Annotated in this window: 25 protein-coding genes, 1 tRNA gene and 2 pseudogenes; 20 read left to right on the top strand and 8 right to left on the bottom strand. The window is 55.1% G+C overall.

Annotated features, from left to right (window positions below; genetic code table 11):
- Positions 1 to 217 precede the first annotated feature (217 nt).
- Positions 218 to 310 (top strand): annotated as a pseudogene (locus GS12_RS24940) (helix-turn-helix domain-containing protein); the annotation flags it as partial.
- A gap of 134 nt (positions 311 to 444) precedes the next feature.
- Complete coding sequence (locus tag GS12_RS09300) at positions 445 to 1,608, top strand: tyrosine-type recombinase/integrase (RefSeq protein ID WP_034946236.1); 1,164 nt, start codon at positions 445 to 447, stop codon at positions 1,606 to 1,608.
- Positions 1,609 to 1,623: 15 nt separating this feature from the next.
- On the opposite strand, the gene GS12_RS09305 is transcribed toward GS12_RS09300, so the two are convergent.
- Positions 1,624 to 1,700: transfer RNA gene (locus tag GS12_RS09305), tRNA-Arg, on the bottom strand.
- 184 nt (positions 1,701 to 1,884) lie between these two features.
- Here GS12_RS09305 and folD point away from each other — a divergent pair.
- Positions 1,885 to 2,751 (top strand): bifunctional methylenetetrahydrofolate dehydrogenase/methenyltetrahydrofolate cyclohydrolase FolD, encoded by an 867-nt coding sequence (gene folD, locus GS12_RS09310; protein ID WP_034912914.1) that lies wholly within the window; start codon positions 1,885 to 1,887, stop codon positions 2,749 to 2,751.
- Positions 2,751 to 2,963, top strand: coding sequence for a ribosome-associated protein YbcJ (ybcJ, locus tag GS12_RS09315; RefSeq protein WP_034946239.1), 213 nt, complete (start codon positions 2,751 to 2,753; stop codon positions 2,961 to 2,963). Before folD ends, ybcJ begins: the two co-directional genes overlap by 1 nt.
- A gap of 41 nt (positions 2,964 to 3,004) precedes the next feature.
- Here the strand turns inward: ybcJ and cysS are convergent, their stop codons facing one another.
- Positions 3,005 to 4,390, bottom strand: a complete 1,386-nt coding sequence (gene cysS, locus GS12_RS09320; RefSeq protein WP_034946242.1) for a cysteine--tRNA ligase — start codon at positions 4,388 to 4,390, stop codon at positions 3,005 to 3,007.
- 221 nt (positions 4,391 to 4,611) lie between these two features.
- Between cysS and ppiB the strand changes: the two genes are divergently transcribed.
- The 5 genes from ppiB (at position 4,612) to GS12_RS09345 (ending at position 8,699) form a co-directional block, all read left to right on the top strand.
- A complete protein-coding gene (gene ppiB / locus GS12_RS09325; protein ID WP_034946245.1) occupies positions 4,612 to 5,106 on the top strand; it encodes a peptidylprolyl isomerase B in 495 nt (164 codons plus the stop codon).
- The gene (gene lpxH / locus GS12_RS09330; RefSeq protein WP_034946248.1) at positions 5,106 to 5,831 is read left to right on the top strand and encodes a UDP-2,3-diacylglucosamine diphosphatase; all 726 of its coding nucleotides are present in this window, start codon (positions 5,106 to 5,108) and stop codon (positions 5,829 to 5,831) included. Before ppiB ends, lpxH begins: the two co-directional genes overlap by 1 nt.
- Before the next feature lie 155 nt (positions 5,832 to 5,986).
- Positions 5,987 to 6,496, top strand: coding sequence for a 5-(carboxyamino)imidazole ribonucleotide mutase (gene purE, locus GS12_RS09335; protein ID WP_034946252.1), 510 nt, complete (start codon positions 5,987 to 5,989; stop codon positions 6,494 to 6,496).
- Entirely contained in the window at positions 6,493 to 7,584 is a 1,092-nt protein-coding gene (gene purK, locus GS12_RS09340; RefSeq protein ID WP_034946254.1) for a 5-(carboxyamino)imidazole ribonucleotide synthase, read from the top strand. The genes purE and purK overlap by 4 nt, the downstream gene beginning before the upstream one ends.
- A gap of 371 nt (positions 7,585 to 7,955) precedes the next feature.
- Positions 7,956 to 8,699 carry a helix-turn-helix transcriptional regulator gene (locus GS12_RS09345; RefSeq protein WP_034912895.1) on the top strand — a complete coding sequence of 248 codons (744 nt, stop codon included), beginning with the start codon at positions 7,956 to 7,958 and terminating at the stop codon, positions 8,697 to 8,699.
- On the opposite strand, the gene GS12_RS09350 is transcribed toward GS12_RS09345, so the two are convergent.
- The 3 genes from GS12_RS09350 to ybbA all read right to left on the bottom strand — a co-directional run bounded on the left by GS12_RS09350 (position 8,661) and on the right by ybbA (position 12,601).
- Positions 8,661 to 9,320, bottom strand: a complete 660-nt coding sequence (locus GS12_RS09350; protein ID WP_034912892.1) for an acyl-homoserine-lactone synthase — start codon at positions 9,318 to 9,320, stop codon at positions 8,661 to 8,663. The two genes, GS12_RS09345 and GS12_RS09350, sit on opposite strands and share 39 nt — an antisense overlap.
- A 180-nt stretch (positions 9,321 to 9,500) precedes the next feature.
- Positions 9,501 to 11,918 carry a putative ABC transporter permease subunit YbbP gene (ybbP, locus tag GS12_RS09355; protein WP_034946257.1) on the bottom strand — a complete coding sequence of 806 codons (2,418 nt, stop codon included), beginning with the start codon at positions 11,916 to 11,918 and terminating at the stop codon, positions 9,501 to 9,503.
- On the bottom strand, positions 11,915 to 12,601 hold the full coding sequence (ybbA, locus tag GS12_RS09360) for a putative ABC transporter ATP-binding protein YbbA (protein WP_034946308.1): 687 nt from the start codon (positions 12,599 to 12,601) through the stop codon (positions 11,915 to 11,917). Before ybbA ends, ybbP begins: the two co-directional genes overlap by 4 nt.
- Here ybbA and tesA point away from each other — a divergent pair.
- The 5 genes from tesA to GS12_RS09385 all read left to right on the top strand — a co-directional run bounded on the left by tesA (position 12,572) and on the right by GS12_RS09385 (position 16,412).
- Positions 12,572 to 13,195: a multifunctional acyl-CoA thioesterase I/protease I/lysophospholipase L1 gene (tesA, locus tag GS12_RS09365; RefSeq protein ID WP_034946310.1), complete on the top strand. Its 624-nt coding sequence runs from the start codon at positions 12,572 to 12,574 to the stop codon at positions 13,193 to 13,195. The two genes, ybbA and tesA, sit on opposite strands and share 30 nt — an antisense overlap.
- A 31-nt stretch (positions 13,196 to 13,226) precedes the next feature.
- Positions 13,227 to 14,000 carry an SDR family oxidoreductase gene (locus tag GS12_RS09370; RefSeq protein WP_034946260.1) on the top strand — a complete coding sequence of 258 codons (774 nt, stop codon included), beginning with the start codon at positions 13,227 to 13,229 and terminating at the stop codon, positions 13,998 to 14,000.
- Positions 14,001 to 14,077: 77 nt separating this feature from the next.
- On the top strand, positions 14,078 to 14,935 hold the full coding sequence (locus tag GS12_RS09375) for a co-chaperone YbbN (RefSeq protein WP_034946262.1): 858 nt from the start codon (positions 14,078 to 14,080) through the stop codon (positions 14,933 to 14,935).
- 110 nt (positions 14,936 to 15,045) lie between these two features.
- Positions 15,046 to 15,960 carry an SPFH domain-containing protein gene (locus tag GS12_RS09380; RefSeq protein ID WP_034912878.1) on the top strand — a complete coding sequence of 305 codons (915 nt, stop codon included), beginning with the start codon at positions 15,046 to 15,048 and terminating at the stop codon, positions 15,958 to 15,960.
- On the top strand, positions 15,960 to 16,412 hold the full coding sequence (locus tag GS12_RS09385; protein ID WP_034946264.1) for an NfeD family protein: 453 nt from the start codon (positions 15,960 to 15,962) through the stop codon (positions 16,410 to 16,412). Before GS12_RS09380 ends, GS12_RS09385 begins: the two co-directional genes overlap by 1 nt.
- Before the next feature lie 45 nt (positions 16,413 to 16,457).
- Here GS12_RS09385 and cueR read toward each other — a convergent pair.
- Positions 16,458 to 16,847 (bottom strand): annotated as a pseudogene (gene cueR / locus GS12_RS09390) (Cu(I)-responsive transcriptional regulator); the annotation flags it as partial.
- Positions 16,848 to 17,151: 304 nt separating this feature from the next.
- On the opposite strand from cueR, the gene GS12_RS09395 reads away from it, so the two are divergent.
- From GS12_RS09395 to ybaK, 4 genes are all read left to right on the top strand, one after another.
- Positions 17,152 to 17,448 carry a TM2 domain-containing protein gene (locus tag GS12_RS09395; RefSeq protein WP_034912872.1) on the top strand — a complete coding sequence of 99 codons (297 nt, stop codon included), beginning with the start codon at positions 17,152 to 17,154 and terminating at the stop codon, positions 17,446 to 17,448.
- Between the two features lie 200 nt (positions 17,449 to 17,648).
- On the top strand, positions 17,649 to 20,150 hold the full coding sequence (gene copA, locus GS12_RS09405; protein ID WP_034946270.1) for a copper-exporting P-type ATPase CopA: 2,502 nt from the start codon (positions 17,649 to 17,651) through the stop codon (positions 20,148 to 20,150).
- An 85-nt stretch (positions 20,151 to 20,235) separates the two neighbouring features.
- Positions 20,236 to 21,030 (top strand): TraB/GumN family protein, encoded by a 795-nt coding sequence (locus GS12_RS09410; protein ID WP_034946273.1) that lies wholly within the window; start codon positions 20,236 to 20,238, stop codon positions 21,028 to 21,030.
- A 20-nt stretch (positions 21,031 to 21,050) separates the two neighbouring features.
- Positions 21,051 to 21,530, top strand: a complete 480-nt coding sequence (ybaK, locus tag GS12_RS09415) for a Cys-tRNA(Pro)/Cys-tRNA(Cys) deacylase YbaK (protein WP_034912867.1) — start codon at positions 21,051 to 21,053, stop codon at positions 21,528 to 21,530.
- Here ybaK and GS12_RS09420 read toward each other — a convergent pair.
- Positions 21,527 to 22,393 carry a LysR family transcriptional regulator gene (locus tag GS12_RS09420; RefSeq protein WP_034946315.1) on the bottom strand — a complete coding sequence of 289 codons (867 nt, stop codon included), beginning with the start codon at positions 22,391 to 22,393 and terminating at the stop codon, positions 21,527 to 21,529. The two genes, ybaK and GS12_RS09420, sit on opposite strands and share 4 nt — an antisense overlap.
- Positions 22,394 to 22,480: 87 nt before the next feature.
- Between GS12_RS09420 and GS12_RS09425 the strand changes: the two genes are divergently transcribed.
- Positions 22,481 to 22,918, top strand: coding sequence for a multidrug/biocide efflux PACE transporter (locus GS12_RS09425; RefSeq protein ID WP_034946276.1), 438 nt, complete (start codon positions 22,481 to 22,483; stop codon positions 22,916 to 22,918).
- Between the two features lie 37 nt (positions 22,919 to 22,955).
- Here GS12_RS09425 and ushA read toward each other — a convergent pair whose 3' ends face one another.
- Positions 22,956 to 24,671 carry a bifunctional UDP-sugar hydrolase/5'-nucleotidase UshA gene (gene ushA, locus GS12_RS09430; protein ID WP_034946318.1) on the bottom strand — a complete coding sequence of 572 codons (1,716 nt, stop codon included), beginning with the start codon at positions 24,669 to 24,671 and terminating at the stop codon, positions 22,956 to 22,958.
- A gap of 467 nt (positions 24,672 to 25,138) precedes the next feature.
- Here ushA and ybaL point away from each other — a divergent pair, with 467 nt between their 5' ends.
- Positions 25,139 to 26,821 (top strand): YbaL family putative K(+) efflux transporter, encoded by a 1,683-nt coding sequence (gene ybaL / locus GS12_RS09435; RefSeq protein ID WP_034946278.1) that lies wholly within the window; start codon positions 25,139 to 25,141, stop codon positions 26,819 to 26,821.
- Positions 26,822 to 26,837: the final 16 nt, after the last annotated feature.

Consider the following 26,837-nt stretch of genomic DNA (forward strand, 5'->3'; position numbering starts at 1 on the left):
ACCAAGGAGATATTGAACCGGAAGACGAGGAGGATTGGTCTAAGGCCCGTTATTACCAATCCTGGTTCAAAACATCACCGCTTGGCGGGCCGGATGGATATTCCCGCTGGAATTATCCTCGTGATACTCCATGCCGTGGAGCTTATTTTGCCTCCGTTCTTTGCTGGGACTAAGCACCCCACCCACCCCGGCATCCCGCCAGACTAAGAGGTCAGTTATGGAAGCGTACTCACTTACGCTCGATGAGGCCTGCGCGTTTCTCGGTATTTCCCGCCCAACCGCCAGCAACTGGATTCGTACCGGGCGACTCACCGCGACGCGCAAAGATCCGAGCAAAACCAAATCACCTTACCTCGTTACCCGGCAGGCGTGTATTGCCGCCCTCAATAATCCGTTGCACACTGTCGCCGTGAGCGCGGCAGATGCACATGAGGAGAAATCAACATGTCGATCTTCCGCAGGGGCTCCGTCTGGTACGGGAGTTACACGACGCCGGGCGGCAAGCGAATTAAAGAGTCTCTTGGCACAGAGGACAGAAAGCAGGCACAGGAACTGCACGACCGCCGAAAGGCTGAGTTGTGGCGAATAGATCGTCTGGGTGATTTCCCGGACGTGACCTTTGAAGAAGCCTGCCTTCGCTGGCTGGAAGAAAAAGCGCATAAAAAATCGCTCGATGCAGATAAGGGCCGGATCGGATTCTGGCTGCTGCATTTTGAAGGGATGCTGCTGAAGGACATTACCGAAGCGAAGATATATTCGGCTGTCAGCAGGATGACAAACAGGAAGGCAGAAGAACGCTGGCGGCAGCGCGCGGCAGGGATGTTGAAGAAAGGGATTGATATGGGAGCCTACAGGCCTGAGCCGGTTTCCACATCGACGAAAGCAAAGCACCTGGCGCTGATGAAGGCCATGATGCGGGCCGCAGAGCGTGACTGGAAATGGATTGAAAAGTCGCCAGTCATTAAGGTGCCGCAGGAGAGAAATAAGCGGGTGCGTTGGCTCGAACCCGCTGAAGCTCAGCGACTGATTGAGGAATGCCCTGAACCACTTAAGTCTACCGTAGAGTTCGCGCTGGCGACAGGCCTGCGCCGCTCCAATATTGTTGACATGAAGTGGCAGCAGATTGACATGCAGCGAAAAGTGGCATGGATTTACCCGGAGGAAAGCAAGTCAGGCAGAGCAATTGGCGTTGCCCTGAATGACACCGCTTGCGAAGTTTTGAAAAGGCAGATCGGCAGGCATCACAACTGGGTATTTGTTCACACTGAAGCAGTAAAGCGAAATGACGGCACGGCTACAGCAGCGGTCAGAAAAATGCGTGTCGATTCGAATACCGCCTGGCGGGCAGCATTGAAACGCGCAGGCATTGAGGACTTTCGTTTTCACGACCTGCGACACACCTGGGCGAGTTGGTTGATTCAGGCTGGTGTTCCACTGTCAGCGCTTCAGGAAATGGGTGGCTGGGAGAGCATTGAAATGGTTCAGCGTTATGCGCATCTGGCACCCAACCATTTAACCGAGCACGCACGGCAGATCGACGCGATTTTTAACAGTCGTGTCCCAAATCTGTCCCATGTGGAAAAAATCGAAGCAGGAGGAAAGAAGTAACTCGTTGATTTTTAATGGTACGCCCTACAGGATTCGAACCTGTGACCTACGGCTTAGAAGGCCGGTGCTCTATCCAACTGAGCTAAGGGCGCATAGTGAACTGCGTCGAATTATACGGTGCGAGCCAGTCGAGTCAACGATTTTACTCCGATGTCCGCTCCGTTGCTTAACGGGTGAGCAGTCTGCCGGCAATCTCTGCCTGACAGCAGCGCCCGCTTCTGACAAAATAGCGCCCTGTTCCCCCATACTCACTCAACCAGATGGATCCCCTCTGAGATGGCAGCAAAAATTATTGACGGTAAAACGATTGCGCAGCAGGTACGGCAGGAAGTAGCTGCGAAGGTACAGCAGCGTCTGAGCGCCGGTAAACGCGCTCCCGGTCTGGCAGTGGTGCTGGTCGGGGAAAATCCGGCATCGCAAATTTATGTTGGCAGCAAACGCCGTGCCTGCGAAGAAGTGGGTTTTATCTCACGCTCTTACGATCTTCCCGCTACCACCAGCGAGGCCGAACTTCTTCAGCTTATTGATAAGCTGAACGGCGACGGCGAGATCGACGGCATTCTGGTGCAGTTACCGCTGCCGGCGGGCATCGACAACGTCAAGGTTCTGGAACGCATCGCCCCGTCTAAAGATGTGGATGGTTTCCATCCCTATAACGTCGGTCGCCTGTGCCAGCGTGCGCCCATGCTGCGCCCCTGTACGCCGCGCGGCATCGTCACGCTGCTGGAGCGTTACCATATCGATACCTACGGTTTGAACGCGGTCGTGGTGGGCGCCTCCAATATCGTGGGTCGACCAATGAGCATGGAACTGCTGCTGGCAGGCTGCACTACCACCGTCACTCACCGCTTCACTAAGGATCTGCGTCATCACGTTGAGCATGCCGATCTGCTGATCGTCGCCGTTGGTAAACCCGGCTTTATACCCGGCGAGTGGATAAAGCCGGGCGCAATCGTCATTGACGTTGGCATCAATCGCCTCGACAGCGGCAAAGTGGTGGGCGATGTGAATTTCGAAGAGGCGTCGTCTCGCGCCGCTTATATCACGCCGGTTCCCGGCGGCGTTGGCCCGATGACGGTCGCCACGCTGATACAAAATACCTTACAGGCATGTGAAGAATTTCATGATGGAGCGACAGGCTAATGGCAACGTTTTCTTTAGGTAAACATCCTCACGTCGATCTCTGCGATCTGCTTAAGCTGGAAGGCTGGGTGGAGAGCGGCGCAATGGCAAAATCGCTGATCGCTGAAGGGCAGGTCACGGTGGACGGCACGGTGGAAACCCGTAAACGCTGTAAAATCGTTATCGGGCAGACCGTTGTATTTGATGGCAACAGTATAAAAATCGTCGCCTGACTCTGATACCGCCTGCGCTGAGTATGCGCAGGCGGTAAATCTTATTTACGTCGCCAGCTTGTTCCCTGCGGGCCATCCTCAAGTACAATCCCCAGCGCGTTCAACTTATCGCGCGCAATATCAGCCTGCGCCCAGTTTTTCTCCTTGCGCGACGTAATACGCATCTGCACCAGCGCTTCAATTTCCGCCACGTCGTCATCGCTCTGGGCGCCGCTTTGCAGGAATTGTTCCGGATCCTGCTCCAGCAGGCCAAGTACGCCAGCCAGTTTACGCAGCGTCGCCGCCAGCGCGTTGGCCGCCGTCATATCGTCAGCCTTCAGGCGGTTGATTTCCCGCGCCATATCAAACAGCACAGAATAGGCTTCAGGCGTGTTGAAATCGTCGTCCATTGCCTCGCAAAAACGCGTCTCAAACGCCTCAAACCCCGATGCCTCTGCGGTAGCGTCGGTGTTGCGGATAGCGATATAGAGGCGCTCCAGCGCGGCGCGCGCCTGCTTCAGGTTGTCTTCGCCGTAATTCAACTGGCTGCGATAGTGACCTGACATCAGAAAATAGCGCACCGTTTCCGCATCGTAATGCGCCAGCACGTCGCGAACGGTGAAAAAGTTATTCAGCGATTTAGACATCTTTTCCCGATCGATCATCACCATACCAGAGTGCATCCAGTAGTTGACGTACGGGCCGTCGTGCGCGCAGCTGGACTGGGCGATCTCATTTTCATGATGCGGAAACATCAGGTCAGAACCGCCGCCATGAATATCGAAGTGCTCACCCAACTGCTTGCAGTTCATGGCCGAACACTCAATATGCCAGCCAGGACGCCCTACGCCCCACGGCGACGGCCAGCCTGGCTCGCCCTCTTTTGACATTTTCCACAGCACAAAATCCATCGGGTTGCGCTTGACGTTTTCCACCACGTCCACGCGCGCGCCAGCCTGAAGCTGCTCAAGATCCTGTCGCGACAGCTTGCCGTATTCGGGATCGCTGTCGACAGCAAACATCACATCGCCGTTACTGGCAACATAAGCATGGTTGCGTGAAATGAGTTTTTCGACGATTTCAATAATTTCGGGAATATGATGCGTCGCGCGCGGCTCCCGATCCGGAGGCAAAATGTTCAGCGCGGCAAAGTCAGCATGCATGTCGGCGATGGTACGCTGGGTCAGCGCCTCAATAGACTCACCGTTTTCATGCGCGCGTTTAATTATTTTGTCGTCAATATCGGTAATATTGCGGACATATTTCAGCGTATAGCCGCGATAACGCAGATAGCGCGCAACGACATCAAAAGCAACGAAGGTTCTGCCGTGACCAATGTGACAGAGGTCATAAACGGTGATGCCGCACACGTACATGCCGATTTCACCAGCATGAATAGGTTTAAATTCCTCTTTTTGACGACTCAGGGTGTTGAAAATCTTAAGCATTGAGACATTCCGTTTTATACGTGTGCGGGATACGGCCATAAGCCTTTATTCTGCCGTATTCTTAACGTAAGCGCCACGCAAAGCAAGGCCGGCGCGGTGGTCGTTTATGCGCCAGGACTAACTCGTCATCAGAATTTGTGATATAAAAGCGGCTTGTTAAAAGCGGTGGACTCCCGACGCCAGCTTACCGATAAACATTTCAACCTTTACAGGATGAGAACATGGTCACTTTCCAGACTAATCATGGCGATATCGTCATCAAAACCTTTGACGACAAAGCGCCAGCAACCGTTAAAAATTTCCTGGATTACTGCCGTGAAGGCTTCTACGACAACACCATTTTCCACCGTGTGATCAACGGTTTTATGGTTCAGGGCGGCGGTTTCGAACCCGGCATGAATCAGAAAGCAACGAAAGAAGAGATTCGTAACGAAGCGAATAACGGTCTGAAAAACACCAAAGGCACGCTGGCGATGGCCCGCACCCAGGCTCCTCACTCGGCGACCGCGCAGTTCTTTATTAACGTTGCGGATAATGATTTTCTGAACTTCCGTGACGAAAGTCTGCAAGGCTGGGGCTACTGCGTATTCGCTGAAGTGGTCGATGGCATGGACGTGGTTGAGAAAATCAAAGCCGTTTCTACCGGCCGCAGCGGTATGCATCAGGACGTGCCAAAAGAAGACGTTATTATTCAGAAAGTGACCGTCAGCGAATAATGCCCCACACGCTGTTCATCGCGGATCTGCATCTGAGTACGACAGAACCGGCAATCACTGCCGGTTTTCTTGCTTTTTTGCGCCGTGATGCCCTACACGCCGATGCACTTTATATTCTCGGCGATCTGTTCGAAGCGTGGATTGGCGACGACGATCCCACCCCGCTTCATGCGCAGGTTGCTGCCGCCCTGAACGATCTGCACCAGCACGGCGTTCCCTGCTATTTTATTCACGGTAACCGCGATTTTCTCCTCGGCAATCGCTTTGCCGCTGCCGCTGGCATGACGCTGCTGCCGGAAGAGCAGGTGCTGGAGCTGTATGGCCAGCGCGTGTTGATTATGCACGGCGACACGCTTTGTACCGATGATGAAGCCTATCAGCAGTTTCGCCGTCGCGTTCATCAGCGCTGGCTGCAAAAACTGTTTCTCGCCCTGCCCCTTTCACTTCGCCAGAAGATTGCTGCGCGTATGCGTGCGGACAGCAGGCAGGCGAACAGCGGCAAATCGCTGACGATTATGGACGTAAATGATAACGCGGTGTACCAGGCCATGTCGCGTCAGCGCGTTCACTGTTTGATCCACGGTCATACGCATCGTCCTGCGGTTCATCAATTTGATATCGACGGCCAGCGCGCCGAGAGGCTGGTGCTTGGCGCATGGCATGAGGAAGGCTCAATGGTCCGCCTTGACGCCACCGGAGCGACGCTCATCACCTTTCCTTTCTGACAATATAAACACGCTTTTTTGCCGTAATTACCGCTGCGCAACCGTTTTCCTTGCTGCCTGGTCATGCTATTCTCTTTGCCCTTCCTGGCCGACATCCATTTTTATTAAAAAGGATGTTCCGACAACGTTTTTGTAATCACAGGAGTCAGATCCGCATGTCATCTACTGCCGCCCCGGCCCGAATTGCTATCGTTATGGGTTCCAAAAGTGACTGGGCAACCATGCAATTCGCCGCGGAAATCCTCAGCAGCCTGGCCGTGCCTTTTCACTGCGAGGTGGTTTCCGCACACCGCACGCCGGACAAGCTCTTCACCTTCGCTGAGGATGCCGAAAAAAACGGTTTTCAGGTGATTATCGCCGGTGCGGGCGGCGCGGCACATTTGCCGGGCATGCTGGCGGCAAAAACGCTGGTACCGGTGCTTGGCGTTCCGGTGCAGAGCGCGGTGCTCAGCGGCGTTGACAGCCTTTACTCGATCGTCCAGATGCCGCGCGGCATCCCCGTCGGCACGCTGGCGATAGGCAAAGCGGGCGCGGCCAATGCGGCACTGCTGGCCGCCCAGATTCTGGCGCTGCACGATACCGAGCTGGCGTCACGCCTGGCAGGCTGGCGACAGGCGCAAACTGATGACGTGCTGAATAATCCGAATCCGCAGGAGGAAGCATGAAGCCGGTTTGCGTATTAGGTAACGGTCAACTGGGGCGCATGCTGCGTCAGGCGGGCGAGCCGCTGGGTATCGCCGTTTACCCTGTTGGGCTGGATGCCGAGCCGCAGGCGCTGCCGATCCAACAAAGCGTGATAACAGCGGAGATCGAGCGCTGGCCCGAAACCGCTCTGACGCGCGAGCTGGCGAGCCACCCTGCCTTCGTTAATCGCGATATTTTTCCTCTTCTCGCCGATCGCCTGACGCAGAAGCAGCTTCTCGATCGGCTGGGTCTCGCCACCGCGCCATGGCAATTGTTGGAAAATACGAGCCAGTGGCCGCAGGTTTTCGCCTCCCTCGGTGAACTGGCTATCGTTAAACGCCGCACCGGCGGCTACGACGGCCGGGGCCAGTGGCGTCTGCGCGCCAATGAAACCGAAACGCTTCCCGCCGACTGCTACGGCGAATGTATCGTTGAACAGGGAATTCATTTCTCTGGTGAGGTTTCGCTGGTTGGCGCGCGCGCGCATGACGGCCGTACCGTCTTCTATCCGCTGACGCATAACCTGCACCAGGATGGCATCCTGCGTACCAGCGTAGCGTTGCCGGAGCCGGACAGCGCACGTCAGCGTCAGGCCGAAAAGATGCTGTCAGCCATTATGCATGAGCTTAATTACGTTGGCGTGATGGCGATGGAGTGTTTCATCGTCCCGGAAGGATTGCTGATCAATGAACTGGCGCCGCGCGTACACAATAGTGGACACTGGACGCAAAATGGCGCGTCGATTAGCCAGTTTGAACTGCACCTGCGTGCCATCCTTGATCTGCCGATGCCCAAACCTGTAGTGAGTTCCCCTGCGGTGATGATCAACTTAATCGGCACGGCGGTGAATTTGCAGTGGCTGGCACAGCCGCTGGTCAACCTTCACTGGTATGAAAAAGAAGTTCGCCCCGGACGTAAGGTCGGTCACCTGAATCTTTGCGATCCGTCGGCAGACGCCATTACCCGGACGCTGGACGCGCTGGCAACCACGTTGCCAGCGGAATATCACCATGGTTTGCAATGGGCGCAGGCGCGTCTGCAAGACGAAATGATAAATAAAAGTGCATAACTATACTTAAGTATGGCTATCTTCGGGCGTCAGAACACCGTATTGTATCTGCAACAAGAAAGACAAATACCTTTTATAATTATAACGTTAAGTTTTTAATTGCCAACTACCAGGGAAATCATTTAAACAGACACCACGTCAGTTTATCTTAACAATAAGAGGGAGCAGCCAGTCTGCTCCCTCTGTTTTTCCCCTCTCACTCACCTCTCCTCCCTGTCCGCCCCTTTCCAGCGCGGGTGTGTCGTAAGCTTGCCATTTTCATCACGCCATCAGGTTACATAAGTTTCCCTATGCTGTTAGATGAATTTTGAAAGTTATGATAAAGTTGTTAATCGTTCAGGAAAGCATTCACCTTTCAGGGAGGCAGTACCGTGTTGAAATCATTTTTTGCCGATAATGCAATCAATGCAGCGATAAAGGAGGATCTTGAAAGCGAACTGGCGACCTATCCGAACATCAAATATGCCTACGCCATTATGAATAAGCGTAATCCTGCTGATTTTTCTATTATTTCAAACAGAAAAGAGTGGTTTAAGGTTTACGTTGAGAACAACTTTCAGTTTATCGACCCTGTTTTGATTACTGCGCTTTATCGGTTAACGCCGTTTTCATGGGATGAAAACCTCCAGCTTAACCAGGGCGTTAAAGTGCCCAAACTTTTTGATATGGCAAGAAATCACGGCATTATCAATGGTTATACTTTTGTCGTGCATGATAATAATAATAATCTTGCCGTGCTTTCAATTATGCTGGATAAAGACTGCGATGATAATGCAGAAGAAACGATTAAAAGCCAGAAAGATCGTCTTCAGATGATATTAATCACCACGCATGAAAAACTGACGAAACACTATCAGGAACAAACCAGTAAAAAAGATTTTGAAGAGATGAATGCCAGAGAAATCTTCTCTAAACGTGAAAATGAAATTATTTACTGGGCGAGCCTGGGCAAATCCTATCAGGAGATTGCGATAATTCTTGGCATCAAGCTGACCACCGTGAAATTTCACGTTGGTAACGCCGTTAAAAAGCTGGGCGTTACCAATGCAAAACACGCGATACGGCTTGGCATTGAGCTACAGCTGATCAGACCCGTCCCTCTTGATGGGAAATGAGAGCGGCCAGCCATCAAGTTTCGCGCTGCACGGTAATGCTCTGGCTTTAACCAGCTCAATCAGCGTACGCTGGTTGGCATCATCAACCGGCATAAAGATAAGGTGAATCTTTTGATCTTTCTCCGAAAGACCCTCTTCAACTTCTGAAACCGCCCAGCCGGAGCGTTTAAAAATAATATACATCGGATGGCTGACAATAGCGTAAATGCCCTCATAACCAAAATGGCGCGCGTAATTTATCATTGACAAAAAAAGCAGCGCGCTAACCGGCTGATGCTGTAAAGCAAGCGACTTAATCCTTCCTTTATCAATAAAAAGACGACTGGCTTCAACATAATTCCCTTCAGGCAGTTCTATTTTTTTGAAATAGCTTTTGAAGGTTCCAAGGATCATATTATTAAACTGCAATTCAATGAACCTTACACCGCACACGGACAGATTGTTGTATAACCCGAGAATATAATTTGTACGATAATTATCATATTCGTCATATTCCATGTTATTTTCACTGTTAACGATCCAGTTGAGACGATCCTTGAACACCTTCTTCCTTAATGTAAATAGCTCTTTTGATCTTGCTTCAGATAATAAACCATGATTTACATCAAATAATTCAAGCATTTCAATTTATTCCATTCTCAATTTTATCATCACTGGGTCGTGATTCCCCTGTGGGAAAAAATGTATCAGATAGTTATCTTTGAGTAAATTTGAAAACGCTTTTTGGAAGCAGAAAACTTAAGTTTTACTTTTGTTTCAACCGCTAGCAGTCATAAAAAACGGGCCGTTACGGCCCGACATTTATGATGCGTTATAGCTACGGAACAGCGCTTTGCCTTTGATCAGCCGCCCGCCCAGCCAGCCGCCGCACAGCGACAGCAGTATTGCGCCGGTTAACGGCAACGCCAGCCATAACACAAAATCAGGCTGCCAGGGGAAATCGAAAACTTTACGCTGCAACCCCCACAGCGCCGCTTCTGCGCCGGCGGCAGCGGCCAGGCCGGCTACGCCGCCCAACAGAATAAACTCCCACCAGAGGGTGCCGCGCAGCAGTTTCTTCCCTGCGCCCAGCGTGCGGTAGACCACCAGCTCCTGCCTGCGCTGACGCATTCCCACCTGAATTTGCGCCAGCAACAGCAGTATGCCGCAGGCGGTCACCAGCACTACCATTACCTCCAGCGCCTGGCTGACCTGCGCCATCACCTGACCCGTTTGCTTCAACAGGCTGCCAATATCAAGCAGGCTGAGCGTCGGGAAAGCGCGATTAAGCTGGGCCAGCAGCGCCGTGTTGCCATCAAGCCGGAAGCTGGTAAGCCAGGTCTGCGGCTGCGCATCCAGCGCGCCGGGAGGGAAAATAAAGAAGAAGTTAGGCCGCAGGCTTTCCCAGTCCACTTTACGCAAGCTGCTGATTTTGGCAGTAAAGGTTTGCGTATCACCGGTAAAGGTCAACGTGTCACCCAGCTTCACGCCCAGCCTGTCAGCCAGTGCTTCCTCCATCGAAACCTCGCCCTGTTTCGGCGGCCAGCGCCCTGCGGTTAACGGATTATGCTCCGGCCTCTGCGCCTGCCAGGTGAGGTTCAATTCGCGTTGAAGCGCATTATCCAGCGACGGATCGGCCTTCCGTTGATTGATTTCAGTTAAACGTACGCGCGCAATCGGGTAAAAGGGTTGCGGCTCAACCTGATGCTTTTCAAGGAAAGTTTTGACCTGCGGCACCTGTTCGCGCGTCAGATTAAGCAGAAAGTAGTTCGGGCTCTCCGGCGGAAGCTGCTGTTGCCAACGATCGAGCAGATCGCCACGCATCACCAGCAGCAGCGCCAGCAGCATAAAGGACAGAGAGAAAGTCGCAAGCTGGCTGAGCGTGATCCACGGCTGGCGCAGCAGACGATTTACCGCCAGACGAAACGCCATGTTGCGCACCACCAGCCGCCGCAAAATGAGTAGCCCGCCCCAACCCAAACCGCCCAGCAGAAGCGAAAGCAGTACGATGCCCGCTATCAGCGCCCACAGCATTTTGCTGCCGCCGACCAGGATTGCCAGCAGAGCGACAATCACCAGCGCCATTACCGGAAGACAGACCTTCAACGGCCAGACGTTAGCGACCGCGTCCCGCCGCAGCACGCGCAGCGGCTGTGTGGCAAGCAGCAGTTTATAAGGACGCAACCCCACCAGCAGCGAAATAATAAACAGCGAACCGCTCGCCCATAACCATGGCCAGCCGCTGGCGGGCGGAAGCTCGCCGGGCAGGACGGGCCTCAGCATATGCAGCAGCACAATTTCGAATCCCTTACCGCACAGGCTGCCAAAAGTGGCTGCCAGCAGCAGCACGGCCAGCCACTGTCCGACAATCAGCTTTCGCAGCGCGGCGCGGTTGGCGCCCAGCGTTTTCAGCACCGCAACCAAATCATAACGGCTGCGGCAGTAGTGATTCATGGCCACCGCCACCGCCGCAATGGCCAGCATCAACGTCAGCAACGCCGACAGCAGCAGGAACTGGCTGGCGCGCTGCATGGATTTGCCCAGCGCGTCCTCTGAGTTCTCAATGCTTATCCAACGCTGATCCGGTTTAATATTCGAGGCGATAAAACTATCGTAGCGGCCGAGCTGTTCGGGTGTCCCGGTAAACTTATAGCGCCATGTCAGGCGGCTGCCGGGCTGAATTGCACCGGTTTTTTCCACGTCGGCAAGGTTCATCAGCAGCCGCGGCGCGGTCTGAAAGGGATTAAAACCGGCGTCAGGCTCCTGAATAACCTCGCCCGCGATACGCAGCGTAGTGTCGCCTACGTCAAGGTTTCCGCCTGATTTAAGATTGAGCAGCGCCAGCAGCCTCGGCGCCGCCAGTACCGTTCCGGCTTTGGGTTTCAGGCCCGCTGGCGCCGTACTCAGCTCACCAAACATCGGATAGAGGTCGTCTACGGCTTTAACCGAGGCCAGCTGCGGCGTATCGCCTGCGAAGGTCATGGTCATAAAGGTGAGCTGTCTGGCTACGGTCAGTCCCGATTGCCGCGCTTCATCCAGCCATGCCTGCGGAACCTCACGCGAGCTTTGTAACGTGCGGTCGCCCGCCATATAGTCGCGGCCCTGCTGCGTCAGCCCTTTTTCCATGCGGTCACTGAGCGACCCTAACGCCAGCACGCAGGCAACCGCCAGCGTCAGCGCCAGCCAGACAATCAGCAGTGACGGCGATCGCCACTCCCGCCAGAACCACCGCCAGATCATGCTTCCTCCCATAGCTTGCCGTCACGCACCCGCAGCCGCCGGTCGCAACGCGCGGCCAACTGCTCGTCATGCGTCACCAGGATCAGTGTGGTGGCGAAGTCTCTGTTGAGGGAGAACAGCAGATCGGCTATGCGATCGCCGGTTTTGCGGTCAAGATTGCCGGTCGGCTCATCGGCAAACAGTAGTGCAGGCCGGCCGCTGAAGGCGCGCGCCAGCGCTACGCGCTGCTGCTCACCCCCCGAAAGCTGAGAAGGTAAATGCGTTAAACGCTCTGCCAGACCAAGCTGCGACAGCAGCGCTTTTGCCTGGTCGCGGCTCTGCTTGTCACTCTCGCCGCGCAGCAACGCGGGGAGCTGTACGTTTTCCAACGCATTAAGCGTTGGCACCAGCATAAAAGACTGAAAAACAAATCCTACGCTTTGCGCCCGTAAATTCGCACGCTGTTCTTCATCCATCTGATGCAGCGGTGAACCGAGCAAAAAGACCTCGCCTTCGCTCCCGTCATCCAGTCCGGCAAGAATACCCAGCAAGGTCGATTTTCCCGACCCCGATTCGCCAATTAGCGCAATAGTTTCAGCAGGTTTGACAACCAGCTCAACTCCGGTAAGGATGGAAAGCTGATGATCACCCTGACCGACGGATTTACTAAGACGATGAACTTCAATACTGTTTTCCGCTGGCATTTTCCTTTCCTGTTATTATTGGCTCTGTTTACAGTGCGTGCGGCGGCGGCTGAGACGCTGCTGGTGCTGGGCGACAGCCTGAGCGCGGGGTATCGCATGTCCGCAAACGTGGCGTGGCCGGCATTACTGAATGATAAATGGCAAAAATCGCCGGTCATCGTCAATGGCAGCATTAGCGGCGATACGGCGACGCAGGGGCTGGCGCGTCTTCCCGCGCTGCTGAAGCAGCATCAGCCTCGTTGGGTGCTGATCGAACTGGGCGGCAACGACGGCCTGCGCGGCTTCCCGCCGCAAAGCATTGAGAAAGATCTCAGCGCAATCATTACCCAGGTTAAGGCTGCGAACGCGCAGCCGCTGCTGATGCAGGTGCGTTTACCGGTGAACTATGGCCGCCGCTATACGGAATCGTTCAGCGCCATGTACCCAAGGCTGGCAAAAACTTTTTCGATCCCGCTGCTGCCCTTTTTCATGGAGCAGGTCTATCAAAAACCGGAGTGGATGCAGCAGGATGGCATTCATCCGAATCCTGATGCGCAACCGTTCATTGCCGACGTCATGGCAAAAGAACTGGCTCCTCTAGTTAAGCATGAGTGACCCGTTAACTGACGGATTCACAGGTAAAGTTATGCAAAAAAATATTGTCATTACCGGCTGTTCGAGCGGAATTGGCCTGGTCGCCGCCAACGATCTGCTGCGTCGCGGCTATCGCGTCCTGGCCGCCTGTCGAAAACAGGAAGATGTTCAACGCATGAATGCGCTGGGCTTTACCGGCATCGAGCTGGATTTAAACGACAGCGCCAGCGTGGCGCGTGGCGCCGCAGCGATCCTCCGGCAGTGCGATAACCGCCTCTACGCGCTGTTCAATAACGGCGGCTATGGCGTTTATGGCCCGCTGGCGACGCTGTCACGCGAGCAGATGGAACGGCAGTTTGCCACCAACGTTTTTGGCGCACACCAGCTCACTATGCTGCTGCTTCCCGCCCTTAAAGCCAGCCCACAGGCTCGAATTATCAACACCAGCTCGGTGCTGGGGCTGATTTCCACACCCGGTCGCGGCATGTACGCCGCCAGCAAATACGCGCTTGAGGCCTGGTCTGACGCGTTGCGTATGGAACTGCACGGCAGCGGCGTGCGGGTCAGTCTGATTGAGCCGGGCCCGATTAAAACCCGTTTCACCGATAACGTTAGCCAGGGCGAGCAGGATAAGCCAGTGAAGAATCCCGGCATCGCCGCACGTTTCACTCTGCCGCCTGAGGCAGTTTTGCCGAAATTACGCCATGCTTTAGAGAGTAAACATCCGCGATTGCGCTATCCCGTAACCCTCGTCGCCCATACGATGTCGATATTACGCCGTTTGCTTCCGGGCTGGATGCTGGATCGCATTTTGCGCGGGAAATAGCCACACAGCGGCAAAAAGACTTGAAGCGCGCCGTGGCGCCCCCATAAAGTAACAAACTCTGATTGCGAGACGAATGCATGTCACCACAAGCTGCCATTATTACTATTGATGAAACCAACCTGCACGAGACGCTTGAGCAGTCCATGCAGGTGCCGGTCCTGTTCTATTTCTGGTCTGCACGCAGCCAGCACTGTCAGGAGCTGACGCCGGTACTTGAACGCCTGGCGCAGGAGTATGCCGGACAGTTCGTGCTTGCCGAGCTGGACTGCGACGCGCAACCGGCCGTTGCCCAACAGTTCGGCCTGCGTTCAATCCCCACCGTCTATCTTTTCCAGAACGGTCAGCCTGTCGATGGTTTCCAGGGGCCGCAGCCAGAAGAGGCCATTCGCGCGCTTTTACATAAGGTTCTGCCGAAAGAGGAAGAGCTGAAGGCGCAGGAGGGCATGAAACTGATGCAGGAAGGCAAGGTACTGGATGCCCTGCCGCTACTGAAGGATGCCTGGACGCTCAGCAACAAAAACAGCGAAATGGGCTTTCTTCTGGCAGAAGCGCTTATTGCCCTGAATCGCAGTGACGAAGCCGAAACCGTGCTGGCCGAGGTGCCGTTACAGGATAAAGATACGCGTTACCAGGGGCTGATTGCGCAGATCGATCTGTTAAAGCAGGCCGCGGATACGCCTGAAATCCAGCAGCTTCAACAGCAGAGCGCGGCGGAGCCGGAAAACGCGCAGCTTGCCACGCAGCTGGCGCTGCAACTCCATCAGGTTGGACGAAACGAAGAGGCGCTTGAGCTGCTGTTCAGTCACCTGAAAAAAGATCTTGCTGCGGCAAACGGCGATGCACGTAAAATGTTGCAGGAGATCCTTGCCGCGCTTGGCACCGGTGATGCGCTCGCTGCAAAATATCGTCGGCAGCTCTACTCGCTGCTTTATTAGCGCTTCCCCGGTTCGCTCAATATCGCCAGCGAGCAGATCGTCGCGCTAAAGACAAGTGACAGGGGCCAAATGAGTTGGCCCAAGGCTTTTAACAATTGGGAGGTTAATTTATGCTCGCTGTGATACCGGTTATTATCGTTCTGGCCCTGATCGTCGTCTGGTCAGGCATAAAAATTGTTCCTCAGGGCTTTCAGTGGACGGTGGAGCGCTTTGGCCGCTATACCACCACCCTCCAGCCTGGCCTGAATCTTGTTGTGCCGTTTATGGATCGCGTGGGCCGCAAAATCAATATGATGGAGCGCGTGGTTGATATTCCCTCGCAGGAGATCATCTCTAAGGACAACGCCAGCGTCACCATCGACGCCGTCTGTTTTATTCAGGCCGTGGACGCCGCTCGCGCCGCCTATGAAGTCAGCAACCTTGAGCTGGCGATCATCAATCTGACGATGACCAATATGCGTACCGTACTCGGTTCAATGGAGCTGGATGAAATGCTGTCGCAGCGCGATAACATTAATTCGCGCCTGCTGCGTATCGTCGACGAGGCCACCAATCCATGGGGGGTGAAAATTACCCGTATTGAAATTCGCGACGTGCGCCCGCCCGCCGAGCTGATCGCCTCAATGAATGCGCAGATGAAAGCCGAACGAACCAAGCGTGCTGACATCCTGGAAGCAGAAGGCGTGCGTCAGGCAGCAATCCTGCGTGCAGAGGGCGAAAAGCAATCGCAGATCCTGAAAGCAGAAGGCGAACGTCAGTCGGCGTTTCTTCAGGCAGAAGCCCGTGAGCGAAGCGCGGAAGCCGAAGCCGCCGCAACCAGAATGGTTTCTGAGGCAATTGCCGCCGGTGACATTCAGGCCATTAACTACTTTGTGGCGCAAAACTATACTGAGGCGCTGAAGAAAATCGGTACGGCAAACAACAGCAAAATGGTGATGCTGCCGCTTGAGGCCAGTGGCCTGATGGGCTCCATTGCCGGTATTGCTGAGTTGCTGAACCAGTCCGGTAAAGAGCGGAGCCGCTAATGTTGAGCGACCTGTTAGCCAATCCCTGGCGGCTGTGGCTGACGCTCGGCGGCGCATTGCTGGCGGCAGAAATGCTGGGTGCCAGCGGTTACCTTTTGTGGAGCGGCATCGCGGCAATACTGGTGAGCCTGCTGGTCTGGCTGGTGCCGCTGCCGTGGGAGTGGCAAGGCCTCAGCTTCGCACTGTTAACGGTTTTGTCCGCGCTCTGGTGGTATCGCTGGCTTAAGGGCCGCGCTGGCAGGCAACCGCAGTCCATGCTTAATCAGCGCGGCAGCCAGCTTATCGGACAGCAACTGACGCTGGATGAAACACTGGTTGACGGTTTTGGCCGGGTGCGCATCGGCGACAGCGACTGGCGCGTTCAGGCCGCAGAGAACTTACCGGCGGGAACGCCCGTTACCGTGGTCGGGGTGGAAGGGATCACTCTCCAAATCATCAGACGCAACGGCTGAACGAGGAGCAGTGACTGCCTGTACTCCGCCTGCATGTCCGGCGCGGCAGCAGCCAGCCAGATTGTTGATAATCGGACAATCGGCGCTGTCGTCGCCAGGGCAGCTCTCCGCCAGCATCAGCAGCCGTTCGCGCATTTCACTAAGCTCGCGAATATGGTTTTCGATTTCCGCGACTTTATCCAGCGTGCGCGCTTTTACGTCCGCGCTGTGTCGCCGGGGATTATTAAACAGCGCGATAAGTTCGCGACACTCTTCGAGGTTGAAGCCGACCTGGCGTGCCTGACGCAATAAAGTCAGCTCCTCAAGGTGCCTGGCGGTATAGCTCCGATAGCCGTTTTCACTGCGTAGCGGTGCGGTAACCAGCCCTTTTTCTTCGTAAAAACGAATAGCTTTGCTGGTCAGGCCGGTTTTTCGGGCGACGTCGCTGATGTTCATTCCACTCTCCTGCACTTGCGCATTTTACACCCCGTAAACAACACTCACTCAAACCACGAGTCTGCCTTAATGGCATTATATAATAATTAACGCATTCCTGACATGTTATTAACGACTATCTTCACCCTTCCAAACGCAAAAAAAATCAAAACTCAACAAGTTAAAAAACCAATTACACCATGCAACCTTGCATTAATTAAAAAATAAATTACCGGCCTGTTTTTATTTACCGAGATTGCGACTTCATTATAAAATACATTTCTGGGAAATTAAAAACGGTAAGTATTTCATACAGGAGTTTTTTATGAGCAATATGGCTTTCTGCCGCGGCTGTGGAAAAGAGATACATAAAGATGCGGCAGCCTGCCCCGGCTGTGGAGCGCCACAAAAAACAGCGGGCACAAAGAGTAAATTAACCGCAACACTGTTGGCTTTCTTCTTTGGCGGTTTAGGTGCGCATAAATTTTATCTGGGTAAAACGGGCCAGGGCATACTCTATCTTCTCTTCTTCTGGACGTTTATCCCGGCTCTGATTGCTTTTGTCGAATTCATTATCTACCTCTGCACTTCCGAAGAAGATTTCGCCCGCAAGTTTGGTTAAGAAAACCCCGGGAGCGTTAATGAGTCTCGCGATATTGCGGGACTTAATTTCAAAAAAGTTAATAATAATTATTATAGGGGACGCCGATTTTACAGCAGCGATACGGGATAAAATATTGACCTTCCCCTTGATGGAAGGTTTATTCTGTATCACTACTGTAAAATACTTCCCGGGTTACCCCGGGATCGGGAGTCCTTATCATGTCACAGACGACGCTGCTTACGCTTGATGGCCTGTCCTGCGGGCACTGCATCAGGCGCGTAAAAGAGGCGCTGGAACAGCGCGACGACGTTCAGAACGCCGAAATCACCCTGACCGAAGCCACCGTTAACGGCAGCGCCAGCACAGAAGAGCTGATCGCCACCGTCGAAGCGGCTGGCTATCATGCCACTCTTCTTCAGCATCCTTCTCACCCAAAGCCTGAACCGCTGGCAGACTCACTACCTCAGCCGGAAGCGCTGACAGCGGCCACTCAACAGCTTCCGGCGCAGGAGAGCGAAAGCTTCCATTTACTGATTGAAGGCATGAGCTGCGCCAGCTGCGTCAGCCGGGTGCAGCATGCGCTGCAACAGGTATCGGGCGTGCGTCAGGCGCGCGTCAATCTTGCCGAGCGAAGCGCGCTGGTGATGGGAGATACTTCGCCGCATGCGCTGACGGAAGCAGTTAAAAAAGCCGGTTATGCTGCTGAAATCATCGAAGATGATGCCAGGCGTCGTGAAAAACAGCAAAAAAAGGCCATGCAGGCAACGCGTCGGTTTCGCTGGCAGGCTGCGCTGGCGCTGGCAGCTGGCATCCCGCTTATGCTGTGGGGGATGATCGGCGACAATATGATGCTGACAGAAACCAACCGCAGCGGCTGGCTTGCCGTGGGGGTCCTCACGTTTTTCATTATGATTGTCGCAGGCGGTCATTTTTATCGCAGCGCGGCCAGAAGCCTGCGCAACGGTACGGCGACTATGGATACGCTGGTGGCGCTTGGTACTGGCGCGGCCTGGCTCTATTCCATTATTGTTAACCTCTGGCCGGCGGTTTTCCCACTTGAGGCGCGACATCTTTATTACGAAGCCAGCGTAATGATTATCGGGTTGATCAACCTGGGTCACATGCTGGAGCAGCGCGCGCGCCAGCGCTCGTCTCAGGCGCTGGAACGCCTGCTGGATCTGACGCCGCCCACTACGCTTGTCGTCAGTGATGCGGGCGAAAAACAGTGCAGCCTGAGCGAGGTGGTGCCCGGCATGACGCTGCGCCTGCGTACCGGCGACCGCGTGCCGGTTGATGGTGTGATCGGTCAGGGCGAAGCCCTTCTCGACGAGGCCATGCTGACCGGTGAAGCCATGCCGCAACAAAAAACGCCGGGCGATCACCTTCACGCAGGCACGGTGATCCAGGACGGCAGCGTGCTTTTCATCGCGCAGGCCGTCGGGAAAAACACCACGCTGTCGCGCATTATTAACCGCGTACGCGAAGCGCAAAGCAGTAAGCCAGAAATCGGTCAGCTTGCAGACCGCATTTCGGCGGTGTTTGTGCCCGCCGTGGTCGCTATCGCGCTGCTCAGCGCGGCAGTCTGGTATGTCTTCGGCCCTGCGCCGCAGGCCGTGTACACGCTGGTTATCGCCACGACCGTGCTGATAATTGCCTGCCCCTGCGCGCTGGGCCTGGCAACGCCGATGTCGATTATTGCTGGCGTGGGGCGCGCAGCGGAATTTGGCGTACTGGTACGCGATGCCGATGCGCTTCAGCGGGCCAGTACGCTCTCAACGCTGGTGTTCGATAAAACCGGCACGCTGACTGCAGGTGAGCCGCAGGTGGTTGATATTACCCTGTTTAACAACGTCAGCGAGGAACAGGCGTTACGCTGGGCGGCCGCGCTTGAACAGGGCTCACATCATCCACTGGCGCAGGCGATCCTGGCGCGTGCAGGTCAAGCCGCGCTGCCGGATACTGAGCAATTTCGTACAATACGCGGGCTGGGTGTCAGCGGTAATGTAGACGGCGTTGCGATTTTGCTGGGCAGTCGTGCCCTGATGGTCCGGCAGCAGATCGCCACTTCAGCGCTGGATGACCGTCTGGCAGAACAGGCCGGTCAGGGCATAACGCCCGTGCTGCTGGCCGCTGACGGCAAGGTTGTCGCGATGTTTTCTGTCCGCGATCCGTTACGCAAGGAGAGCGTGACCGCGCTGGCGCGTTTGCGAGAGCAGGGATATCAACTGGTGATGCTGACCGGCGATAACGAATTAACCGCCGGAGCAATTGCCCGCGAGGCCGGACTGAATGACGTTATTGCGGGTGTTCTGCCGGAGGAAAAAGCGGACGCGATCAAGCGTCTTCAGCAGCAAGGCAGGCAGGTGGCGATGATCGGCGATGGCATCAACGATGCGCCCGCGCTGGCGCAGGCGGATGTGGGTATTGCGATGAGCAGCGGCAGCGACGTGGCGATAGAAACCGCTGCGATGACGCTGATGCGCCACGATCTCAACGCGGTGGTGGATGCGCTGGCGATCGCCAAAGCGACGCTGCGCAATATGAAACAGAATCTGGCAGGCGCTTTTATTTATAACGTTATCGGCATTCCGCTCGCCGCTGGCGTGCTCTATCCCTTCACCGGCACGCTGCTCAGCCCGGTAGTGGCAGGCGCGGCGATGGCGCTCTCTTCAATTACCGTGGTGAGCAACGCCAATCGCCTGATACGCTTTAAGCCGTAAGCGCCCGCAGCCAGAGCCGTTTTCTCCTGTTACTCAGCCACTTAAACCGTTAGCATGGCTGAATAACAGGCTGGAGACGGACACTATGGGAAAAATATTACGCATCCTCAAAGCCTTCTGGCGCGGACAGCCACGCTATGCTTATCCGGCGCAGGATATAAGCGTCGGCGACAGCGAGTTTCATCTGGTCGGCAGCATCCATATGGGTACGCAGGGCATGATGCCCTTGCCCGCCGCCCTTCAGGCACGTCTTGCCCGCGCTGACGCGCTGATCGTGGAAGCCGATATTACCTCCGGCGCTTCTCCCTTTGGCGAAAGTGAAATTTGCCCGCCGCTCCGCACGCGCTTAACAGCGGAGGAGTTGTGTCGCCTTGAACGCCTGTGCGAAACGGTGGCGATTGCGCCTGAAGCGATCGATACGCTTTCCGGCTGGCAGATTGCATTGATGCTTCAGGCGCAGCAGGCGCAGCGCCTTGGTCTGCGGACAGAATACGGCATTGATATGCAACTCCTTAACGCCGCCCGCGCGCAGCAGAAGGCGGTGATTGAACTTGAAGGCCCGGCAGCGCAGCTGGCGCTGCTTCAGGCGCTGCCCGATAACGGTTTGTCGCTGCTGCGCGATACGCTGGAGCACTGGGACACCAATGCGCGGCTGCTACAAACCATGATGAGCTGGTGGCTGGAAAGGCCGCCTCGCGGCACTGCCATGTTACCCAGCACCTTTAATAATGCGCTTAACGACGTGCTGATGCTTCAGCGTAATCAGCGCTGGAGTGAAATGTTACCAGCGCTGCCCGCGGGAAACTATGTCGTGGCCGTCGGCGCGCTACACCTTTATGGCGACGGCAATCTGCCTGAATTACTGAAAAATAACGGGTAAACAGCGTAAGGATCTTCACGATGACGCCAGCGGTAAAACTCCTTGAAAAAAACAGTATTCCCTTTCAGCTTCACGCGTACGAACATGACGCAAACGAAGCAAATTTTGGCGATGAGGCGGTGCGAAAATTGAACCTCAACGCCGAACAGGTTTATAAAACCCTGCTGGTTGCCCTGAACGGGGACAATAAAACGCTGGCCGTGGCGGTCACGCCGGTCGCCGGCCAGCTGGATTTAAAAAAGGTTGCCAAAGCATTTGGCGAAAAAAAAGTGGAAATGGCCGATCCGCAGATTGCCCAGCGCACCACCGGCTATTTGCTGGGCGGTATCAGTCCGCTGGGGCAGAAAAAGCGTTTACCCACCGTGATTGATGCGCCCGCGAAGGCCTTCGCCACTATTTTTGTTTCCGGCGGCAAACGCGGCCTGGATATTGAACTGTCGCCGCAGGATCTGGCCCGTCAGTTGAGCGCCCTTTTCGCCGACATCTCCCGCCGCGATTAAACCGGCTGCTGGGCCAGCAGATGATCGATCATCCAGCGACCCGCCGGGCCGGGCGGCGTGCGGCGGGACCAGGCCGCGTCAAGCGCAATGTGCTGCGGCCAGCCTTGCAGCGGTAGTTCGCGCAGCACGTGGTGCCCGAAGCGGGTAACCATCCATCGCGGCAGTATGCTCCAGCCAAACCCCTGTTCGGCCATCTCCAGCAGCAGCAGGTAGGAGGGCGCAGACCAGATCTTACCGGTTTGTCGTCGATCTTGCTCAACCCACGTATTCAGGCAGAGCTGGCGCACCGTTTTCAGTGCCGCTTCACTGATGCTCTCCTGCTGTGCCAGCGGATGCGCCTGATGCAACCAGATCGCCATTTCCGCATCTACCTGAAGCCGCGCGGTCGCAATATCGCCGGGGTAAAACGGCTGCGCGCCAATCACCGCCAGGTGCGCCCTGCCCGACTGGAGAATATCAATGGCGTCGGCATCTTCAGCGATCATGCATTCAAACTCGATATCCGGGTAGCGCTCAGCAAAGCGCGTCAACAGCCGCTCGTGATAAACCGTCTGCCAGAAATCGGATACCACCATGCTCAGGCAGGGTTCCACCTCACCCGCCAGACGTACGGCCAGCGTATCAAGCTGCACGCTGGCCGACAGAATTTCACGTACCTGCGCCAGCGCGCGTTTGCCGTTTTCCGTGAGCAGCGGATAGCGCCCCTGGCGATCAAACAGCGTAAAGCCCAGGTCGGCCTCCAGATTTGCCACCGCCGCGCTGATGGTGGACTGGCTTTTACGCAGCGCGCGTGCCGCAGCGGAAAAAGAACCGCTTTCGACAGTTTGAACAAAGGCTTCCAGAGATTCAGGAGAGTAACGCATGAACATATCGCTTTTATCGATGGATATTCGTTTCATCTTAGCAAAAAAGTGGCAGAGAATGGCAGGCCTGACTTATCAGGAGAAATTATGCGTACCTGGAATATTAAAACGCGCGTTATTCACGCCGTTGGCTACGAGAGCGTGGCGATTTTGCTACTGGCGCCTGCTGCGGCCTGGGCTCTGGATAAGCCGCTTTTTCAAATGGGTTCACTGGCCGTCATGCTCTCCACCGTGGCGATGATCTGGAACGTTATTTATAACGCCGGATTCGATAAACTCTTCCCCCGTGATAAAGTTACGCGCGGCCTTGCGCTGCGCGTGCTACAGGCGCTGGGCTTCGAGGGCGGATTTATCCTGATCGGCCTGCCGATTGCCGCCGCGATGCTCGGCATCTCACTGGGGCAGGCGCTGTTAATTGAGATCGCATTTTTCCTTGCCTATCTCCCTTATACCGTTTTTTATAACTGGCTTTTCGACCTGCTCCATGCGCGATGGCTTAAATATAAGATGTGCCGTACGCAGTAAAGCAAACGGCCCTCTCCAGGAGGGCCGTTTCATCAGATCAACGCATCGCGGTGAATATTTTTGGCAGATGCCATTTTTTGTGCGGTGCAGGCTTCTCTTCCCCCTGCTGCGATTTTTCCTGATAAACAATTTCGCCTTTCGGCTCAAATGCACTGGCATCCAGCGGTGAGTGGCTCTGAATATATTGCTTGAGCACTTCAGCATCGACAAAGCCGGTGTTCACATAGCCAGGCAGTTTATTAATGGCAGGATAGCCGTCGCCACCGGTGGCGTTGAAGCTGAGCGTCGCCATGCGGTAAGTTTTTTCATCTTCAAGCGGTTTACCGTTGATCTTCACCGCGCTGACGCCCGTTCCATCGGCTACCAGGCTGACGTTGGCGAATTGCGCATAGCCTCCTGAATCGACCTTAATATTCGCCACCACGCCCAGATACTTTTTCACCTCGCTGCCTTTCATATCGGCATAGGCCACGGTGTTGCCAAACGGCTGCACTTTGAGCACGTCCTTATAGGTGATGGGGCCCGCCTCAATAGAGTCGCGCACGCCGCCGCCGCTCATTACCGCAAAGTCGGCGTCGGTTCGCGCCATTTGCGCAGCCAGCAGCACGCGCGCCAGATTAGTTTGTTTGAAACGCACTTTGCTGCGATCGCCTTCCAGATAACCGTTAACGCTGCCGATCTTCACGCCCAGTTGCGCTTCACCTTTTTTCTGGAACGGCGTCAGCAGCTTCATCATCCCCGGATTTTTGGCGATCTCCTGCGTGTAGTTAATCCAGCTGCTGCTGCCATCGGCGTTTTTCACCTTATGGCGCAGGTTAATCGGTACAAGTTCATAATGTTCAAGCGTCAACTTGCCGTTGAGGAAGGTGAAATCGGCGCGGCCAATGTATTTCCCCCACTCATGCGCCTGCACAATCCAGGTGCCGTTTTGCTGGTCCGGCTGGCATGGCGTGCCCGGTACATAGTCAGCCTGCTTAACGTTTGGCTTCGCCATGCAGACCGGATCCTGGGAGTGTCCTCCCACAATCATATTCAGATAGCCTGCCGGCAGCGCGCGGGCCATTTCCACATCGCCAGGCGCATTGGAGCCATGCTGGCCGTTGTCGTAATGCCCCATATGGGTGGCCGCGATGATGACGTCCGGCTTCTCTTTTTTCCGCAACGCCTCGACGACGGATTTGGCTTCATCGGCGGGTTTGCGGAATTCCATATCGGTAAAGAATTCCGGGTTGCCAATTTTGGCCGTGTCGTCGGTGGTCAGGCCGATGACGGCGATTTTGAGTCCCATACGGTTAAACAACGCGTAAGGCTGGAACAGCCGTTTTCCGGTGCTTTTTTGATAGATATTGGCGGAAAGCAGCGGGAACTTTGCCCACTTTTGCTGTTGACGCAGCACCGTGAGCGGATTGTCGAACTCGTGGTTGCCAATCGCCATGGCATCATAGCCAATCAGATTCATGCCGCGAAAGTCAGGTTCGGCGTCCTGTAAATCGGACTCCGGCACGCCGGTATTGATGTCGCCGCCAGAGAGGATCAGCACCTGCCCACCGTGCGCCTGCACGTCGTAGCGGATCTGATCCATCATGGTTTTTTGTGCCGCCAGCCCATACTCGTCGTGTTCATTATTCCAGAAGCGGCCATGATGATCGTTGGTGTGCAGCACGGTGAATTTGTAAACGTGATCCTTTACCCACGCGTGTGCCGCCGCCGGAACGCTGAGCGCAATCACCAAAACCAGCGACATTTTTTTCATCAAAAACACGGTAAATCTCCTTGTTAATAAAACGACAGAGCGAAAAGCATGACTGAAATTTAACACTATTCTCTGAATTTTATTGTGACACTTCGGCGATTATGATGCAGGATTATCTGACGAGAGCATAAAAGAAGTGCTTTTGACCTCGCTGTTTCTGCTTTAAGTGCTTCATTTGCACCAAATCCTCCCTTACAAGGCCTGACCTGACATAATTACCGTTTTACTGTCTGCCCGCTGTGAAAATCTACCGTTCGCCCTGTGGATAATTGCTCTTCGTGCCCTGGCTTTCACTGGCGTCATCAAGCCTGCCTGGCGATAAGATCGAAAAATCCCTTTCCCGATCGTTTCTTCGTTCATTGATTGTTTTTTTAACTTTTTAGCCGTTTAAGTCAAGCGCCGCTGGCGAATATGCCTTACACTAAATAATTACAATCAGACACATTTGCATACACAAGGAGACAAGCATGCATCATACCACTCCGCTTATCACCACTATTGTTGGAGGGCTGGTTCTTGCCTTTCTCCTTGGCATGATCGCCAACCGTCTCAGGATATCGCCGCTGGTGGGATATCTGATGGCCGGCGTGCTGGCGGGCCCGTTTACCCCCGGCTTTGTCGCTGATACTAACCTGGCGCCGGAACTGGCTGAGTTAGGCGTGATTTTGCTGATGTTTGGCGTTGGCCTGCACTTCTCCCTGAAGGATTTGATGGCGGTAAAGACGATTGCCATTCCCGGCGCAATTGCGCAGATCGCCGTGGCGACGCTGCTGGGAATGGGGCTGTCGGCCGCGATGGGCTGGCCCTGGCTGACCGGGCTGGTGTTTGGGCTGTGTCTTTCAACCGCCAGTACGGTGGTGCTGCTGCGCGCTCTTGAAGAACGCCAGTTAATTGACAGCCAGCGCGGACAGATTGCCATTGGCTGGCTGATTGTCGAAGACCTGGTGATGGTACTGGCGCTGGTACTGCTACCCGCCATTGCCGGGATGTTTGAAGAGGGCAACGCCAGCCCGGGTCTTATCCTGTTCGATCTGCTGATCACCATTGGTAAGGTGGCGGCCTTTATGGTGCTGATGATGGTGGTGGGCCGTCGCGTCGTGCCGTGGATTCTGGCACGCAGCGCCGCGACCGGCTCCCGTGAACTCTTTACCCTTGCCGTGCTTGCTCTGGCGCTGGGCATTGCGTTTGGCGCGGTAGAATTTTTTGATGTTTCCTTTGCGCTCGGCGCGTTTTTTGCCGGTATGGTGCTGAACGAATCTGAACTGAGCCATCGCGCCGCGCACGATACGCTGCCGCTTCGCGATGCGTTTGCCGTGCTGTTTTTCGTGTCGGTGGGCATGCTTTTTGACCCGATGGTGCTGGTAAACGAGCCGCTGGCGGTGATGGGCGTACTGGCCATTATTGTTGTCGGCAAATCTCTTGCCGCGCTGCTGCTGGTGCGCCTGTTTGGCCATTCAAAACGCACCGCGCTGACTATTTCGGTGAGTCTGGCGCAGATCGGCGAATTCGCATTTATTCTTGCCGGGCTGGGGATCTCGCTGAAGCTGCTGCCTGATGAAGGACGAAACCTGGTGCTGGCGGGTGCGATCCTCTCGATTATGCTCAATCCCATTCTGTTTGCCGTGCTCCAGCGCTATCTTGATAAGACCGAAACCATTGAAGAGCAGACAATGGAAGAGGCGATCGAAGAAGAGAAGCAGATCCCGGTTGATATCTGCGGACATGCTGTGGTGGTAGGTTACGGGCGCGTCGGCAGCCTGTTGGGCAAGAAACTGCTTGAGCAGGGCGTGCCGATTGTGGTGGTCGAGAACAGCCGAAGCCGCGTCGAGGCGCTGCGGGAACAGGGCATTAAGGCGGTTTTAGGTAACGCTGCACGACCAGAGATCATGGAGCTGGCCTGCCTGAACTGCGCGCGCTGGCTGCTGCTGACCATCCCGAACGGCTATGAAGCCGGTGAAGTGGTGATCGCCGCACGCGAAAAATACCCTACCATCGAAATTATTGCCCGCGCGCACTATGACGATGAAGTTGACTACATTACCGAGCGTGGCGCCAACGGGGTGGTGATGGGCGAACGTGAAATTGCCAGCAGTATGCTGACGCTGATGAAGGTGGATGCGACGTACGATCCGCAGCAGTGCCCCATCTGACGGTTCCGTCCCCCGC

Source organism: Erwinia oleae (assembly GCF_000770305.1).
GTDB classification, from domain to species: Bacteria; Pseudomonadota; Gammaproteobacteria; order Enterobacterales; family Enterobacteriaceae; genus Erwinia; species Erwinia oleae.

What these genes read in the sequence shown, in the direction of transcription:
- tesA (WP_034946310.1), top strand. Translation starts at nt 12,572, where the DNA reads ATGAACTTCAATACTGTTTTCCGCTGGCATTTTCCTTTCCTGTTATTA.
- GS12_RS09425 (WP_034946276.1), top strand. Translation starts at nt 22,481, where the DNA reads ATGCGTACCTGGAATATTAAAACGCGCGTTATTCACGCCGTTGGCTAC.
- purK (WP_034946254.1), top strand. Translation starts at nt 6,493, where the DNA reads ATGAAGCCGGTTTGCGTATTAGGTAACGGTCAACTGGGGCGCATGCTG.
- cysS (WP_034946242.1), bottom strand. Translation starts at nt 4,390, where the DNA reads ATGCTTAAGATTTTCAACACCCTGAGTCGTCAAAAAGAGGAATTTAAA.
- ushA (WP_034946318.1), bottom strand. Translation starts at nt 24,671, where the DNA reads ATGAAAAAAATGTCGCTGGTTTTGGTGATTGCGCTCAGCGTTCCGGCG.
- GS12_RS09420 (WP_034946315.1), bottom strand. Translation starts at nt 22,393, where the DNA reads ATGCGTTACTCTCCTGAATCTCTGGAAGCCTTTGTTCAAACTGTCGAA.
- ybcJ (WP_034946239.1), top strand. Translation starts at nt 2,751, where the DNA reads ATGGCAACGTTTTCTTTAGGTAAACATCCTCACGTCGATCTCTGCGAT.
- GS12_RS09385 (WP_034946264.1), top strand. Translation starts at nt 15,960, where the DNA reads ATGTTGAGCGACCTGTTAGCCAATCCCTGGCGGCTGTGGCTGACGCTC.
- lpxH (WP_034946248.1), top strand. Translation starts at nt 5,106, where the DNA reads ATGCCCCACACGCTGTTCATCGCGGATCTGCATCTGAGTACGACAGAA.
- ybaL (WP_034946278.1), top strand. Translation starts at nt 25,139, where the DNA reads ATGCATCATACCACTCCGCTTATCACCACTATTGTTGGAGGGCTGGTT.
- GS12_RS09350 (WP_034912892.1), bottom strand. Translation starts at nt 9,320, where the DNA reads ATGCTTGAATTATTTGATGTAAATCATGGTTTATTATCTGAAGCAAGA.
- GS12_RS09380 (WP_034912878.1), top strand. Translation starts at nt 15,046, where the DNA reads ATGCTCGCTGTGATACCGGTTATTATCGTTCTGGCCCTGATCGTCGTC.
- ybaK (WP_034912867.1), top strand. Translation starts at nt 21,051, where the DNA reads ATGACGCCAGCGGTAAAACTCCTTGAAAAAAACAGTATTCCCTTTCAG.
- ppiB (WP_034946245.1), top strand. Translation starts at nt 4,612, where the DNA reads ATGGTCACTTTCCAGACTAATCATGGCGATATCGTCATCAAAACCTTT.
- GS12_RS09395 (WP_034912872.1), top strand. Translation starts at nt 17,152, where the DNA reads ATGAGCAATATGGCTTTCTGCCGCGGCTGTGGAAAAGAGATACATAAA.
- GS12_RS09370 (WP_034946260.1), top strand. Translation starts at nt 13,227, where the DNA reads ATGCAAAAAAATATTGTCATTACCGGCTGTTCGAGCGGAATTGGCCTG.
- ybbP (WP_034946257.1), bottom strand. Translation starts at nt 11,918, where the DNA reads ATGATCTGGCGGTGGTTCTGGCGGGAGTGGCGATCGCCGTCACTGCTG.
- purE (WP_034946252.1), top strand. Translation starts at nt 5,987, where the DNA reads ATGTCATCTACTGCCGCCCCGGCCCGAATTGCTATCGTTATGGGTTCC.
- GS12_RS09410 (WP_034946273.1), top strand. Translation starts at nt 20,236, where the DNA reads ATGGGAAAAATATTACGCATCCTCAAAGCCTTCTGGCGCGGACAGCCA.
- GS12_RS09375 (WP_034946262.1), top strand. Translation starts at nt 14,078, where the DNA reads ATGTCACCACAAGCTGCCATTATTACTATTGATGAAACCAACCTGCAC.
- GS12_RS09300 (WP_034946236.1), top strand. Translation starts at nt 445, where the DNA reads ATGTCGATCTTCCGCAGGGGCTCCGTCTGGTACGGGAGTTACACGACG.
- copA (WP_034946270.1), top strand. Translation starts at nt 17,649, where the DNA reads ATGTCACAGACGACGCTGCTTACGCTTGATGGCCTGTCCTGCGGGCAC.
- folD (WP_034912914.1), top strand. Translation starts at nt 1,885, where the DNA reads ATGGCAGCAAAAATTATTGACGGTAAAACGATTGCGCAGCAGGTACGG.
- ybbA (WP_034946308.1), bottom strand. Translation starts at nt 12,601, where the DNA reads ATGCCAGCGGAAAACAGTATTGAAGTTCATCGTCTTAGTAAATCCGTC.